The organism is Gibbsiella greigii, assembly GCF_039540155.1.
Classification (GTDB): Bacteria; Pseudomonadota; Gammaproteobacteria; order Enterobacterales; family Enterobacteriaceae; genus Gibbsiella; species Gibbsiella quercinecans.
Map to the genome: position 1 here is coordinate 177,990 of NZ_BAABEM010000020.1, position 15,348 is coordinate 193,337.

A 15,348-nucleotide genomic window follows, 5' to 3' on the forward strand; every position below is an offset into this window, starting at 1 on the left:
TGGAAAACACGCGGGTAAAGCCCGCGAGAGCCGGCAGTGAGTAGCCATTTATATAGATATCAAGCCGCGAGCCGTGCAATTTGGCCGGCCCCAACAAACGGCGAGCAACGCAGAAGCGCGGCCCAATGGCCGCCAGCGGCTCTCACGCACGTGACGGGACACAGCCCGGCTCTCTGGATAGCACACGCCAACCAGAGAGCTGGAATAATTGCGCGATAACTGTGAGCCAGCGCGCTTTTTACACCCGCCGTTTGGTTGCGGAATCCATCCACACCGCCAGCAGCAAGATGCTGCCTTTCACGATGTATTGCCAGAAAGTGGGCACATCCAGCATGCTCATGCCGTTGTCGAGCGACGCCATGATAAACGCCCCCATCACCGCCCCCGCCACGCTGCCGATGCCGCCGGCCAGGCTGGTGCCGCCGATCACGCAGGCAGCGATGGCATCCAGTTCGGCAATGTTGCCGGCGGAAGGCGAACCGGCGCCCAGGCGCGAGCTGAGGATCAGCCCGGCAATCGCCACCATCAGACCGTTGATGGCGAACACCGCCAGCTTGGTACGCTCAACGTTCACCCCCGACAGGCGCGCGGCGTCGATATTGCCGCCAATGGCGTAAATCCGCCGGCCAAAGGCGGTGCGGGTGGCCATGAACATCCCGGCCAGCATCAGGGCGGTGAGGATCAACACCGGCGTCGGCACGCCGCGGTAGTCGTTCAGCAGATAAACGGCGCCCAGCACAATCACCGCCAGGATGCTCTGGCGGGCGACATCGCCGCGCGCCGCGACCACCGGCAGGCCAAGCTGCGCGCGCCGGCTGCGCTGCCGCCACTGCCAGGCCACAAACACCATCAGGCCGATCGCGCCGATGCCAAAACCCACGCCGCCCGGCAGATAGCTCTGGCCGATCTGCGACATCGCGCTGCTGGTCGGCGACACCGTGGTGCCGTTGGTGATACCGATCAGGATGCCGCGGAATGCCAGCATCCCGGCCAGGGTGACGATAAACGAAGGCACCTTGCGATAGGCGACCCACCAGCCGTTCCACGCCCCCAGCACCAGCCCTGCCACCAGCGTCACCACGATGGTCAACGGCAGCGGCCAGCCAAACCAGACGTCGAAGATCGCCGCCGCCCCACCCAACAACCCCATCATCGATCCCACCGACAGATCGATCTCCGCCGAAATAATCACGAACACCATGCCCACCGCCAGGATGCCGGTGATCGCCGTCTGGCGCAGCAGGTTGGAAATATTACGCGCGCTCAGGTAGGCGCCGTCGGTGGTAAAGGTAAAAAACAGAATGATGACGACGATCGCCGCCAGCATCACGAACACCTGCAGGTTAATCGGGCTACGTTTAAGCAGCGGTTGTTTCTCTGCCGCTGCCGACAGGCTTGCTTCAGACTCTGTGCTTTTCAACATGTGTTTCACTCCGCAAAGCCGCTTCCATCACCTGCTCCTGAGTGAGGCCGCGGTTAATCAGGGAAGCCTTAATCTGCCCCTGGTGCATCACCAACACCCTATCGCTGAGCCCCAGCACTTCCGGCAGTTCGGAAGACACAACGATCACCGCGATACCTTGCTGCACCAATTGGTTGATTAGCTTGTAGATTTCTTGTTTCGCACCGATATCGATGCCGCGCGTCGGCTCATCCAGAATCAAGATTTTCGGGTTCAGCAACAGGCATTTAGCCAGAATGGCCTTTTGCTGATTGCCGCCGCTCAGCCGGGCGATCGCCAGCTCCGGCGAAGAGGTTTTCACCCGCAGCCGCGCCAGCGACTGCTGAATGGTGGCCTGCTCACGGGCGTCGTCCAGCGTGGTCAGCCTGCCGCTGAAATCCCCCAGCGCGGCCAGCGTCATATTGGCGCCCACTCCCATCACCGGCACGATGCCGTCGCGCTTGCGATCTTCCGGCACCATGGCGATGCCGTATTCCATTGCCTGGCGGCAGTTGTTGATGGTGGCGGGCCGACCGTCGATGGTGATACGCCCTTCCCAGCGGCCGGGATAAGCGCCGAACAGGCACTGCATGGTCTCGGTGCGGCCGGAACCGACCAGCCCGGCAACGCCGAGGATTTCGCCGCGCCGCAGAGTAAAGGAAACATCGTCAACCCGGCGCACGTGGCGGTTCACCGGGTGCCAGGCACTGAGGTTTTCCACCTGTAGGATCACCTCGCCGATATCGTGCGGCTCCTGGGGGTACAGTTCGGTCAGCTCGCGCCCGACCATCATGGCGATGATGTCATCCTCGCTCATGCTGGCCGCCGCGCGGGTGCCGATGTGTTTGCCGTCGCGGATCACACAGATCAGATCCGAGATCGCTTTTACCTCATTGAGCTTGTGCGAAATATAAATACAGGCAATGCCGTGATCGCGCAGATCGCGGATGATCGCCAAGAGCGTGGCGGTTTCGTTTTCCGTCAGCGATGCGGTGGGTTCATCCAGCACCAGTAAACGCACCTGTTTGTTCAGCGCCTTGGCGATCTCCACCAACTGCTGCTGCCCCAGGCCCAACTCGCCGACGCGGGTGTGAGGATCCACCGCCAGCTTGACCTGCGCCAGCATGCGCTGGCAGCGCAGGAACATCGCGTCATAATCCATCAGCCCGAAACGGCCCCACTCGCTGCCGAGAAACATGTTTTCCAGCACCGTCATTTGTTTCACCAATGCCAGCTCCTGGTGAATAATAGCAATGCCTTTTTGTTCAGTATCACGAATGGTTTTTGCTGTTAATAAATCCCCGGAAAAATAAATCTCCCCTTGGTAACTGCCGTGCGGATATATTCCGCACAGCACTTTCATTAAAGTGGATTTACCCGATCCATTTTCACCACATAAGGATAATACCTGCCCCGCATCTAATTGCAGGCTGACGTTATCCACGGCTTTTACCACGCCGAACTGTTTAGTGATGTTTTTCATTTCCAACAGGCAGGGCATTATTCCCTCCGCATTACTGCGTCAAATGAAAATTAATTAATATCGGATTTTTTATGGAAGCCATCGGCAATAACGGTACTGTCGATATTTGATTTATCCACTGCGATCGGCGTCAACAACCAGGCGGGAACGTCGCGGCTGCCGTTATTCAATACGCTATTGGATTTCGGCTGTTCGCCCTTGCCCAGCTGCACGGCAATATCCGCCGCTTCATCCGCCAGTTTGCTGATCGGCTTGTACACCGTCATGGTCTGGGTGCCAGCCACAATGCGTTTGATCGCCGCCAGATCGGCATCCTGGCCGGAAATGGCCACCTTGCCGGCCAACCCCTGCGCCGCCAGCGCCTGGATAGCGCCGCCCGCCGTGGCATCGTTGGAAGCCACCACCGCATCGATATGGTTGTTGTTGGCGGTCAGGGCGTTTTCCATAATCTTCAGCGCGTTCTCCGCCAGCCAGGCGTCAACCCACTGATCGCCCACTATCTTGATCTTGCCGCTGTCGATCAGCGGTTGCAGCACGTTCATCTGCCCTTTGCGGAACAGCTTGGCGTTGTTATCCACCGGCGAGCCGCCCATCAGGAAGTAGTTGCCCTGCGGCACGCGGTCGACCAAACTTTGCGCCTGCATCTCACCCACTTTTTCGTTGTCGAACGAAATGTAGAAATCAATATCGGCGTCATTGATCATGCGATCGTAAGCCAGCACCTTGATCCCTTCGCGCTTCGCCTCGGCGATCACGTTGCTCAGCACCTGGCCGTTGTAAGGGATGATCACCAGCACGTCGACACCACGGTTGATCATGTTCTCAACCTGCGCCATCTGGGTTTCTTCATTGCCGTTGGCGGATTGCACAAACACGTCCGCCCCCAGCGAGGCGGCCTTTTTCACAAAAATGTCGCGATCTTTTTGCCAACGTTCCAGGCGCAAATCATCGATCGCCATACCGATTTTTATTTCTTTACCAAACCCCGGCTGGCTGGCCAGCACCAGAAGGGCACAGGCGGAGAGGAAAATGTGCTTGAATTTCATCTTATATACCTTTGTTATTGAATGTGTAGGGGTAATAATTGAAACAGGCTTTTTTGATTACGTCCTGCGAATTGTTGACGCTTATTTCGCATTCAGCAATTACTGATTTTTACCCGCCAATTATGTTTTTTGGTTTAATGTTGTTTTTATGGTGGCGATCACGTTTTCACCCAGAGACTTTCACGCAGCTAAATAGAAATATCCTGTCTGTCTCTCTCCGGCTGCGTTTTATCGTCATTGTGGGATCTTGCGCACATTTAATAATTCTGTGCATTTAAGTGTGAAATAACGTAATTGAGCAGCCGGCAATGAACTCCGAAGATGAAGCAGTATCCCGTACGCAGGGTCCTGTCAATTAAGGAGTCAAGAATGCAATCCTATTTTGAAAAGCTCGAACACGTCCGCTATGAAGGCACCGGCAGCACCAACCCGCTGGCATTCCGCCATTACAACCCGGATGAGATCATCCTTGGCAAAACCATGGCCGATCATCTGCGCTTTGCCGCCTGCTATTGGCACACCTTCTGCTGGACCGGCGCGGATATGTTCGGCGTGGGCGCGTTCGATCGCCCGTGGCAACAGCCGGGCGATGCGCTATCGCTGGCTAAATTAAAGGCCGACGTGGCGTTCGAGTTCTTCCACAAGCTCAACGTGCCTTATTACTGTTTCCACGACGTTGATGTGTCGCCGGAAGGTGCATCGATGAAAGAATACCTGAACAACTTTGCGGTGATGAGCGACGTGCTGGCCGAGAAGCAGCAGAGCAGCGGCGTTAAGCTGCTGTGGGGCACCGCCAACTGCTTCACCCACCCGCGTTATGGCGCCGGCGCGGCGACCAACCCCGATCCGGACGTGTTCTGCTGGGCCGCCACCCAGGTGTTTACCGCCATGAACGCCACGAAAAAGCTCGGCGGTGAAAACTACGTGCTGTGGGGCGGGCGCGAAGGGTATGAAACCCTGCTGAACACCGATCTGCGCCAGGAACGCGAACAGATCGGCCGCTTTATGCAGATGGTGGTGGAGCACAAACACAAAATCGGCTTCCAGGGCACGCTGCTGATCGAACCCAAACCGCAGGAACCGACCAAGCACCAATACGACTACGACGTCGCCACCGTGTACGGCTTCCTTAAGCAGTTCGGGCTGGAAAAAGAGATTAAACTCAATATTGAAGCCAACCACGCCACCCTGGCCGGCCACTCGTTCCATCATGAAATCGCCACCGCCATCGCGCTGGGTATTTTTGGCTCTGTTGACGCCAACCGCGGCGATCCGCAGCTTGGCTGGGACACCGATCAGTTCCCGAACAGCGTGGAGGAAAATGCGCTGGTGATGTTTGAAATCCTCAAGGCGGGCGGTTTCACCACCGGCGGCCTGAACTTCGACGCCAAAGTGCGCCGCCAGAGCACCGATAAATACGATCTGTTCTACGGCCACATCGGCGCAATGGACACCATGGCGCTGGCGCTGAAAGTGGCGGCGAAGATGGTCGAAGACGGCCAGTTGCATCAGCAGGTCGCCAAGCGCTACGCCGGCTGGAACAGTGAACTGGGCCAGCAAATCTTGCAGGGAAAACTGTCGCTTGATGCGTTGGCGAAGTACGCTGAACAACAGGCTCTGGCACCGCAGCACCAAAGCGGCCACCAGGAAAAACTGGAAAACCTGGTCAACCGTTATCTGTTCGGTTAGCCCCATCCGGCGGCGTTGCCCGCCGTTGTGTTAAACCCCGAGGGCCACGGCAAGGTGCTGGCGCGCCTTGCCGCCCGGCGGCCCCACGCTTTGAAGGATACGCGCTCATGTACATTGGCATCGATCTTGGCACCTCTGGCGTGAAAGCCATTCTGCTTGACGAACAGGGGCAACTGCTGGCCAGCCAAAGCGAACCCTTGCCGATCTCTCGCCCTCATCCGCTGTGGTCGGAGCAATCGCCGCAGGACTGGTGGAAAGCCACCGACCGCGCCATGCTGGCGCTGGCGAAACAGCATAATCTGCAGGCGGTCAAGGCCATCGGCCTGACCGGCCAGATGCACGGCGCCACGCTGCTGGACAAACAGCAGCGTGTGCTGCGGCCGGCCATTTTATGGAACGATGGCCGCAGCTCGGCCGAGTGCCAGGCGCTGGAACAGGCGGTGCCGAACGCGCGCGCCATCACCGGCAACCTGATGATGCCGGGCTTTACCGCACCGAAGCTACTGTGGGTTAAACGGCATGAGCCGCAGATATTTAGCCAGATCGACAAAGTCTTGCTGCCGAAAGACTACCTGCGCTGGTGCATCACCGGCGAATTCGCCAGCGATATGTCCGACGCCGCCGGCACCCTGTGGCTCAACGTGGCGCAGCGCACCTGGAGCGATGAACTGCTCGCCGCCTGCGGGCTGACGCGCGATCAGATGCCGGCGCTGTTTGAAGGCAACCAGATTACCGGCCAGGTGCATACGGAACTGGCCAAACGCTGGGGGATACAGCCGGTGCCGGTGGTGGCCGGCGGCGGCGATAATGCCGCCGGGGCGGTGGGCGTGGGCCTGTACCAGGCCGGCCAGGCGATGCTGTCGCTCGGCACATCCGGGGTCTATTTCGCCGTCAGCGACGGCTTCCTCAGCAACCCGGCCAGCGCCGTGCACAGCTTCTGCCACGCGCTGCCCGCCACCTGGCACCTGATGTCAGTGATGCTAAGCGCTGCTTCCTGCCTGGACTGGGTGTGCAAATTAACCCAGGTGGCGGACGTAGCCACCCTGCTGCGCAACGTCGAGCAGGCCGAACCGGCAGAGGTGCCCCTGTGGTTCCTGCCCTACCTTTCCGGCGAGCGCACGCCGCACAACAACCCTAACGCCAAGGGCGCCTTTTGGGGCCTGACTCATCAGCATGGCCCGAACGATCTGGCGCGCGCCGTGTTGGAATGCGTGGGCTTTGCACTGGCCGACGGGATGGATGTGTTGCACGCCAGCGGCCTGCAGCCCACCAGCATCCGGCTGATCGGCGGCGGCGCGCGCAGCCCGTACTGGCGCCAAATGCTGGCGGACATCAGCGGCCAGCGGCTGGAATACCGCACCGGCGGCGACGTCGGCCCGGCGCTGGGCGCGGCGCGGCTGGCGCAGATTGCCCTCAACCCGCAGCGCCCCTTGAGCGAACTGCTGCCGGAACTGCCGCTGGAACAGGTTCACCAACCGGATAGCGAGCGCCATGCGCGTTATGCCGAACAGCGCGCGACCTTCCGCGAGCTGTATCGCTGCCTGCTGCCGTTAACCAAAGGTCCGCTGGTGTCATCATGATGGCCGTTTTTTGCCCAGGCTCGTTAAACGGTAAGCCGCCTCGAACAGCAACCCGCATTTGCGAGCCAAAGTAGTGGTAACCATCAGTAATGTGTTGTCTACACAAAGATAGCCTGGGGGATAAATGTAGATGCGTCCCCCCTGGTTATTTATTATTCTCTGAGGCAGGAGAACCCTCATAAGGAAGCCATAATAATGACAACAGGACTTGCTACGCCTGAAGAGCCAGGGCGCTACTATACTTTTCAATCCAGGTTGATGCCTGGCGAATATTTTGAAATCCGCCCCCGCCATATTCCTCACAATGCCCAGCCAATTGTCGATGATGAAAGCGGTATGTGTATCGGTTACTCCGTTGTGCAATCGCCTGGCTTATGGCAGATTTACGATACGGATGGCATCTTCAGCTGTATGGAAGAAGCGCCGCTGGAAACACCGCTGATTGACCCAACAGATCTTGCTCTGCTGGCATGTGGGGTTTTCCGTCTTTTCCGGGTAGGAGGCTCATTACTGGAAAGCGGGGCAAAAACAGCCGTTACCGTTAAATTGAGCCATGCAACGGTCAGCCTACTTCGTGGGCGGCTAAAATGGGATTATCAGCCCGTAGTCTTAAAATGACAGATACTGCCGCAAAGCATATGTATACCCCCGGCCGCTATGTACCATTACAAATTCAGGAAAAAGCCATTTGTTATGGGGTTCGTGCTGCCGATCCCCAAAAAAAGCCAGGATTCTTTATATATCGTATTGATATGTATAATTTAGCCCACGTATTGGTATTCTTGATATTACCATTCGGCAGATCAGTGACAGTGGCGTTATAGGATTCACGTTCTGGATTCGCCCTGATATACAAGCGGGGAGTGAACTGACTGGTGGCTTATGCTTCGATCAGAGTTATTTCCCCGGGTTACTGGCAGGCCTGCGGAGTATTATTGAAGCCGATCAGGTATAGCTATTTGGCGGGCGGTAAACAGGGGGCGCAGTCCAGCAAAATCGAATTATTGCCGATGTCCAGGCCCTCATGAAGTTCAGCACCATCCCCCGCCTGGCTGATTAGTAAGCCAGGCGGGGGATGGCGATAAAGCATTCCTGGCCCCGTAAACCAAAGGTCCGTGGGTGTCATCATGATGGCCGTTTTTGGCCTTCTTCCGTGATGGAAAGCCGCGCATGATAGGCTTAATCCCACACGGCGGAGGGCCGAAAATGCCACACAGCGCACTGTTAATCATTGATGTTCAACACTCCTTCCTGCACCGGCCATTCTGGCAGGAAGACGATCTGCCATTATTCACCGCCAACCTGCAACGGCTCATCACCGGTTGCCAACAGCAGGGCGTGGCGCTGGTCGATGTGTTCCACGTTGCGCCGCAGGGGCCCTTTTCCCTGGCGTCCGGGCTGGTGCAACGCTTGCCGTTCCTGCAGCATCAGGCGGATGTGACGGTACACAAACGGGTTCACAACGCCCTGACCGATTCCGGCCTGGACGCCTGGCTGCGGGAGCGCGGCATCAGGCACCTGATTATCGCCGGTCTGCGCACCGAACAGTGCTGCGAAACCACCGCCCGGGTGGCGTCCGATCTGGGCTACCGGGTGACCTTCGTCACCGAAGCTACGCTCACCTTCCCCATGCAGCACCCGGACGGTGCGAGCTTTACCACGGCACAGCTAAAGCGGCATACTGAAACGGTGCTGGCCGGCCGTTTCGCCCAGCTCGCCAGCGTCGATCGGGCGCTGGAGGATCTGCGCCAGGAACCCTGATGACCCAAACCGTGTACTTTTTACTGTTGCCCAACGTGCTGTCGCTGGACGTCAGCGGCCCGGCGGAAACTCTGCGCCTAAGCGGGCAGTTTGCCCTGCGCTATATCAGCCCGTGCCCGCAGATCACCTGTTCCATCGGTATGACGCTGGGCCAGCTCCAGCCGTTGCCGCCACGGTTGGCGGACGGCGATATTCTGGTGCTGCCCGGCGTAACCGACTCCAGCGCCTTTTTCGCCAATGAGGAAGCCGCGCTAGCGCGCCAGTGGCTGCAGCAACTTCTACCGGCGCTGCACGAACAACGCATCACACTGGTGTGCATCTGTTCCGGGGCGCTGCTGGCGGCGCAGGCCGGGTTGCTCGACGGCTACCAGTGCACCACGCATCATGAGGTGATCGCTCGCCTGCGCCAGCAGGCGCCGGCGGCGCAGGTAAAAGAAAACCGTATTTTTGTCGAAGATCGCAGCATATATACCAGCGCGGGCATTACCGCAGGCATCGATCTGGCTTTGCATCTGATCGGCCGCCACTGCGGCGCCACTGCAGCGCTGGCGGTGGCACGGGAAATGGTGGTGTATTTCCGCCGTTCCGGGGACGATCCGCAGTTGTCGCCCTGGCTGCGCTACCGTAATCACCTGCACCCGGCAGTGCACCGCGCGCAGGATGTGATGGCCGCCGAGCCGGAAGCCGAATGGTCGGTCGCCCAGATTGCAGACAGGGCTCACGTCAGCAGCCGCCACCTGGCGCGGCTGTTCCGCCGCCACATCGGCATCAGCGTGCGTGAATACCATGAGCAACTGCGGCTGGCGGTAGCGCAGCAACGCCTGCAGCAGGGCTACGGGCTGGAAAAGGCCGCCCTCGCCGCCGGGTTCTCTTCCGGCCGGCAGTTACGCCGAGCCCAGCAGCGCTGGCCACAGACGGCGTAGGCTTCAGGAAACCAGCCGCCGTTTATCGATGCGTTGCAAGCCGGCGGAAAGCAGCAGGCTCAGCCCCAATGCCGCACCGAATACCCAAAAGATATCCAGCACCGGATAGGCGCTCAGCGTTAAATGGCCGCTGCGCAACGCATTGACGATAATGGCGTGGAAACCGTAGATCGCCAGTGAATGGCGGGAAAATAGCCCCAGCCAGCCGATCGGCTCCGGCAGGCAGTTTTTACACCACACCAGCAGGGCGACGGCGGCAATAAACACCAACGGCCCGCTGTAAATGTAAAAGGTGTCGGCGAAGTTGCGGTTGATAAACAGCTGGCGTTTGGTGCCGACGATGATCAGCACCACGCACACCACAAACACCAGCGCCGCCAGCAGGCTGGCGCCACGCCGCTGGGTATCCAGCATGCCGATCGCCCGTCCGGCCAACGCATACAGCAGGTAATAAAACGTATCGCCGTTGATATACAGATTCACCGGCAATAGCGATGCGTGGCCGGCGTTTAACGCCGGAGTATTGGGGTTGGCGATCACCGCCAGCACGGCAAGCGCCGCCGCCAGATAGCCCCCGGCCACCGGCTTGACGCAAATCAGCGGCGAGAGCAGGTAAATCACCGCGATAGCGTAGAAAAACCACAGGTGATAGAACACCGGCTTTTCCACTATACCGCGCAGCGAGGGCCAGAAACCGATGCGGGTAAACAGCGCGATATAGATCAGCGCCACGGCGCTATAAAACACAATGCAGCAGGCGATGCGGCTAAAGTGGCGGCGGTTGGCGCTGCGTTCGCCGAAAAACAGGTAGCCGGAAATCATAAAGAACAGCGGCACGGCAACGCGCGACAGCGCATTCAACGCATTGGCCACGTCCCAGGGCGTCTCGCCCACTGCCATACCGTGAGTCACGTAATAGGTGGTGGCATGAATCATCACCACCATCAGGCACGCCAAGGCGCGCAGGTTATCTATCCAGCCGATTTTATTGCTCATCAACGCCCTTTGCCGCTGGCCTCATCATAAGTTCCAAACCCCAAAGGGTATATACTCGTCATACTTCAAGTTGCAGGTGTGTTGGCTTTCCTCCCTCACCCCAGTCACTTACTGAAGTAAGCTCCTGGGGATTCGCTGCGTCGCCGCCTTCCTGCAACTCGAATTATTTAGAGTATAGAGCGGCGCTGCCGGCGACAAGCCAAACGCGCTATTGTGGCGCTGGCGCCAACAAAACGGCCCCTGCCAACGGCAGGGGCCATGCAAGCAAAACGTGGGGCGCGGGGTTAGAACAAACCGAGCGTTTTTTCCGAGTAACTGACCAACAGGCATTTGGTCTGCTGGTAGTGATCCAGCATCATCTTGTGGGTTTCGCGCCCAATCCCCGACTGTTTGTAGCCGCCGAACGCCGCATGCGCCGGATAGGCGTGGTAGCAGTTGGTCCACACGCGCCCGGCCTGAATGTTGCGCCCCATATGGTAGGCCACGTTGCCGTTGCGGCTCCACACCCCGGCGCCCAGGCCATAATCAGTATCGTTGGCCAGCGCCAGCGCTTCATCCATATCTTTGAAGGTGGTCACCGCCAGCACCGGGCCGAAGATCTCTTCCTGGAACACCCGCATGCTGTTTTTGCCGAACAGGATGGTGGGTTCCAGGTAGTAGCCGCCATCCAGCCCGCCGTCCAACGCCTTGCGGCGGCCGCCGGTCAGCACCCGGGCGCCTTCCTGCTTGCCAATATCGATATAGTTGAGGATGGTATCCAACTGCCCTTGCGACACCTGCGCGCCCATCTGGGTATTATTGTCCAGCGGATTGCCGCTGCGGATACTTTCAACCCGTTTGATCGCGCGCTCCATAAAGCGTTCGTAGATCGATTCCTGCACCAGCGCGCGGCTTGGGCAGGTGCAAACTTCCCCCTGGTTGAAGGCAAACAGCGCAAACCCTTCCAGCGCCTTATCAAAGAACGCGTCTTCTTTATCCATCACGTCGGCAAAGAAGATGTTTGGCGATTTGCCGCCCAGCTCCAGCGTAACCGGGATAATGTTCTGCGTGGCGTAGCTCATGATTTGGCGGCCCACTTCGGTGGAGCCGGTAAACGCCACCTTGGCGATACGCTTCGAGGTAGCCAGATATTCGCCGATCTCGCCGCCGGCGCCGTTGACCACGTTGATTACCCCCGGCGGCAGCAAATCCTGCACCAGCTCCATCAGCACCAGCACCGACAGCGGGGTCAGCTTGGCGGGCTTGAGCACGATACAGTTGCCCGCCGCCAGCGCCGGCGCCATTTTCCAGCAGGCCATCAGCAGCGGGAAGTTCCACGGAATAATTTGCCCCACCACCCCCAGCGGTTCATGGAAGTGATAAGCGACGGTTTCCGAATCAATTTCGCTGATGCCGCCCTCCTGCGCCCGCACGCAGGCGGCGAAGTAGCGGAAATGGTCAATGGCCAGCGGCACGTCGGCGTTGCGGGTTTCGCGGATCGGTTTACCGTTGTCCCAGGTTTCCGCCGCCGCCAGCAGCTCGATGTTCTCCTCCATGCGGTCTGCCACGCGGTTGAGCAGGTTGGCGCGATCCTGCACCGCCATTTTACCCCAGGCGGCTTTGGCGCGGTGCGCCGCATCCAGCGCCAGATCGACATCGTGCGAGCTGGAACTGGCCACCTCGCAGAGCGCCTGGCCGGTAACCGGGGTCAGGTTGGTGAAATATTCCCCCTGAACCGGCGGCACCCATTCACCGCCAATAAAGTTGTCGTAACGTTTTTTCAGCTTGAGCGGAAAACCGGTGTTTTCTGGGGTGATCGGGGTTGCAGTGGTGTGGGTTGCCATGTTCTGTCTCCTTTTACGCAGCATCATAATTACCGCCCGCAGGCAGTAAGCAGTATCGCGGGGCGGCCGCTAATACAGTGGTATATGAAGTTGCAAGAATCAGAATCTGGGAGAAATCTCTATACCAAGCTTAGGCAGGAAGCGCCCATCAGGCAGAAATAATGATCAACTCTTGGAAGGGGGTCACAGTTTTAACCCGTGGGCAGCTAAACCGGCGCGGTTTTGCCTGAGGGGTGGCTCGTATCACCGCCCTGCCGATCAGGGCGGCAGGGTGCGGGCAAAGCTTTCGCGGCTGAACAGCCGCTCGGCCAGATTGATCAGCGCCGGGCGGGAAACGCACCAGTTTGGCACGATGCGGCGAAAATTCAGGTAGCCCAGCGCACACCCGGTGGCGATATCCGCCAGCGTAAGCTGTTCGGCATTAAGCAGCGTTTTTTGCTGCGCCAACGCTTCCAGCGCATCCAGCCCCTGCGTGAGCTTTTGGCGCTGGCGCAGCATCCCGTTTTCATCCTGTTTCCCCGGCGCGCGCTTGCTTTCGCGAAACAGCATGGCGGCGGCTTCGGTCACGCCATCCGCCAGCGCCTCGACGCGGCGGATACGCAGCGCCGCCAGGCGATCGGCCGGCAGGAACGCCGGCGCCTCCTGCTGCAGCTCAAGGTATTCGGCAATCACCCGGGAATCAAAAAACAGCTCGCCGTCATCGGCCACCAGCACCGGCACTTTGCCCAGCGGGTTGAAGGCCGCAACCTGGCTGCCCGCGTCGTACGGCGGATCGTTGACGAATTCAAATACCAGCCCTTTTTCCAGCAGCAGCACGGAAATCTTGCGCACAAACGGGCTGGTATAACTGCCGATCAGCTTCATCAGTCGCTCCTCGCTCCGGGGATAGCTTCGCTATCCGGGTTATTTGACCACCATGGTTTCAATAATCCGCTGCACCAGTGCCTGATGCGCCTGCGGCGTTTTGGCCGGCGACAGGATCTGTAGCGTGACCACGCGCTGGTTGAATACCGTCACCACAATGGTGGAGACCACCTGCTGGCCGCTGACGTTCTGTTCGCTGTCCAGGCGGCGAAAGCGCTGTTTGCCGACGCTAAAGCTCTCTTCCCGGGTTTTCTTGATATTCTGATAACGATCCGCCAGCTCGGTGATCATGCTCTGCATCAGTTCTTTCAGCATCGCATCGCTGCTGCTGAGCTTCATCCCTTCCGGCGGGATCACCTCGGAAGAGACGGTGCGCTGGCGCGATTTACTGTCCAGGAACAGTTGAATCGTGGATTTGCTGTCGTTGATAATACCGCTGTACTTGGTCTGATCGCTAAAGCCCGGCGGCAATTCAAAGGTGATGCGCCCTTGCTGCAGGGAAACCGGCAGGCCGGCCTGCGGCACGCTCTCGGCCACCGGCGCAACCGGCGGCGCGGCGGGCTGAGTCACGATGGGTTTAGGCTCCGGCTTCGGGATTTCCGGCTTTTTGCTGTCCGGATTGTCGCAGGCAACCAGAGCGCCGGCCAGCCATACCACCGTGGCGAATTTTACGCATGTTGTTAACATCGTCCCTTTCCTTTGCTACCACACATCTATGCCTAACCGTAGCAAGTCACTCTGGCGTTTGCCAGAGTTGCGGCCCGATTTGCCACATGGCAACCGCATAAAGGGATAGCCGCTTATTCGCCGGGAAACAGGAAAGGATTGATGCTGCTGCGGGCAAACCCTTCATCTTCCATTTTGGCATCCAGGATCAGCGTGGCGAGATCGTCGGCCACCGCTTCAACCTGCGGATCTTTCTCCTGATAAAGAATTTTCAGGTAGGTGCCGCAATCGTCGCAGCTTTCCGCCTTCACCGCCGCCTGCTCGCTGCCCAGCGACCAGTAATTGATATCGCGCGTCTGCTCGCAGTTGCTGCACTTGACCCGCACCACGTGCCATTCGCTTTCACACAGGTTGCAGTGCAGGTAACGCAGGCCGTTCGCCGTGCCCATGTGCACCACGCTGGAAACCGGAATACTGCCGCACACCGGGCAGAACTGGCGGTGCTCGCCGTCTTCGGCATGGGCGTTGCCTGGGATCAGGCTGGCCATCTGTGCCCAGTACAGGGAAAGCGCCGCCCAAATGAAAGGCGCCTTATCGCTGCCGATTTGGCTAAATTCGCGGTTGAGCAAACCATCGGCCAGCAGTTCCAGCTCCGTGACGGACGCTTTTTCCAGATTATCCAGCACCGCCAGAATATGTTCCGGCGCCTGCGGGCGCAGTTCGGCGATCAGCGAAGCCAACAGCGTGCGCCAATGGCCGCTGCGCGCAAACACGCTGATGTCCAGCGGCGGTTTGCCGCTGCGCGCGCCTTGCGCCAAGGCTTCGCTCAGATCCAACTGCAGCGGGTTATCGTGCAGGGCGTTGTGCTGCGCTTCAGCCAGGGTCGCGGCAAATTCCAGGTAATCCCCCAGCGGATGATTTTCCGCCAGCGTGCGCAGGCGTTCCGCCCGGCGGCGATAGAGACTTTTCAGGTTAGCGAACAGCAACGGCGGAATGGCGTGCGCCGCCGTAGACTTGGCGCCCGGTGCCTCTGACGGCGTTTTAGGAACGATACGAATGCTCATCAGCGTTTATTT

13 protein-coding genes are annotated in these 15,348 nt (G+C 59.0%); 5 read left to right on the forward strand and 8 right to left on the reverse strand.

Going from position 1 to position 15,348, the window contains the following annotated elements; all coding sequences use genetic code 11:
• Positions 1 to 238 precede the first annotated feature (238 nt).
• Genes xylH through xylF form a run of 3 tightly spaced genes read right to left on the reverse strand, consistent with a single transcriptional unit; the run spans position 239 to position 3,970 of the window.
• Positions 239 to 1,423 (reverse strand): xylose ABC transporter permease XylH, encoded by a 1,185-nt coding sequence (xylH, locus tag AC559G_RS13805; RefSeq protein ID WP_438597953.1) that lies wholly within the window; start codon positions 1,421 to 1,423, stop codon positions 239 to 241.
• The gene (locus AC559G_RS13810; RefSeq protein WP_438597954.1) at positions 1,401 to 2,942 is read right to left on the reverse strand and encodes a xylose ABC transporter ATP-binding protein; all 1,542 of its coding nucleotides are present in this window, start codon (positions 2,940 to 2,942) and stop codon (positions 1,401 to 1,403) included. The genes xylH and AC559G_RS13810 overlap by 23 nt, the downstream gene beginning before the upstream one ends.
• Positions 2,943 to 2,974: 32 nt before the next feature.
• The gene (gene xylF, locus AC559G_RS13815) at positions 2,975 to 3,970 is read right to left on the reverse strand and encodes a D-xylose ABC transporter substrate-binding protein (protein ID WP_438597955.1); all 996 of its coding nucleotides are present in this window, start codon (positions 3,968 to 3,970) and stop codon (positions 2,975 to 2,977) included.
• A gap of 369 nt (positions 3,971 to 4,339) precedes the next feature.
• Between xylF and xylA the strand changes: the two genes are divergently transcribed.
• The 5 genes from xylA to AC559G_RS13840 all read left to right on the forward strand — a co-directional run bounded on the left by xylA (position 4,340) and on the right by AC559G_RS13840 (position 9,923).
• Complete coding sequence (xylA, locus tag AC559G_RS13820; RefSeq protein ID WP_498912899.1) at positions 4,340 to 5,659, forward strand: xylose isomerase; 1,320 nt, start codon at positions 4,340 to 4,342, stop codon at positions 5,657 to 5,659.
• Between the two features lie 107 nt (positions 5,660 to 5,766).
• Positions 5,767 to 7,239, forward strand: a complete 1,473-nt coding sequence (gene xylB / locus AC559G_RS13825; RefSeq protein WP_498912900.1) for a xylulokinase — start codon at positions 5,767 to 5,769, stop codon at positions 7,237 to 7,239.
• 195 nt (positions 7,240 to 7,434) lie between these two features.
• Complete coding sequence (locus tag AC559G_RS13830; protein ID WP_498912901.1) at positions 7,435 to 7,857, forward strand: hypothetical protein; 423 nt, start codon at positions 7,435 to 7,437, stop codon at positions 7,855 to 7,857.
• 588 nt (positions 7,858 to 8,445) lie between these two features.
• Positions 8,446 to 9,000, forward strand: coding sequence for a cysteine hydrolase family protein (locus AC559G_RS13835; RefSeq protein WP_498912902.1), 555 nt, complete (start codon positions 8,446 to 8,448; stop codon positions 8,998 to 9,000).
• Entirely contained in the window at positions 9,000 to 9,923 is a 924-nt protein-coding gene (locus AC559G_RS13840) for a GlxA family transcriptional regulator (RefSeq protein ID WP_498912903.1), read from the forward strand. Before AC559G_RS13835 ends, AC559G_RS13840 begins: the two co-directional genes overlap by 1 nt.
• A 3-nt stretch (positions 9,924 to 9,926) precedes the next feature.
• Here AC559G_RS13840 and AC559G_RS13845 read toward each other — a convergent pair whose 3' ends face one another.
• The 5 genes from AC559G_RS13845 to fdhE all read right to left on the reverse strand — a co-directional run bounded on the left by AC559G_RS13845 (position 9,927) and on the right by fdhE (position 15,336).
• Positions 9,927 to 10,919 carry an acyltransferase gene (locus AC559G_RS13845; protein ID WP_498912904.1) on the reverse strand — a complete coding sequence of 331 codons (993 nt, stop codon included), beginning with the start codon at positions 10,917 to 10,919 and terminating at the stop codon, positions 9,927 to 9,929.
• Between the two features lie 284 nt (positions 10,920 to 11,203).
• A complete protein-coding gene (exaC, locus tag AC559G_RS13850; protein ID WP_498912905.1) occupies positions 11,204 to 12,742 on the reverse strand; it encodes an aldehyde dehydrogenase family protein in 1,539 nt (512 codons plus the stop codon).
• A 258-nt stretch (positions 12,743 to 13,000) separates the two neighbouring features.
• Positions 13,001 to 13,606 carry a glutathione S-transferase gene (locus tag AC559G_RS13855; RefSeq protein ID WP_498912906.1) on the reverse strand — a complete coding sequence of 202 codons (606 nt, stop codon included), beginning with the start codon at positions 13,604 to 13,606 and terminating at the stop codon, positions 13,001 to 13,003.
• A gap of 39 nt (positions 13,607 to 13,645) precedes the next feature.
• Positions 13,646 to 14,293, reverse strand: a complete 648-nt coding sequence (locus AC559G_RS13860; RefSeq protein WP_498912907.1) for a DcrB/PsbP domain-containing protein — start codon at positions 14,291 to 14,293, stop codon at positions 13,646 to 13,648.
• A 113-nt stretch (positions 14,294 to 14,406) separates the two neighbouring features.
• Complete coding sequence (gene fdhE, locus AC559G_RS13865; protein ID WP_498912908.1) at positions 14,407 to 15,336, reverse strand: formate dehydrogenase accessory protein FdhE; 930 nt, start codon at positions 15,334 to 15,336, stop codon at positions 14,407 to 14,409.
• Between the last annotated feature and the right edge of the window lie 12 nt (positions 15,337 to 15,348).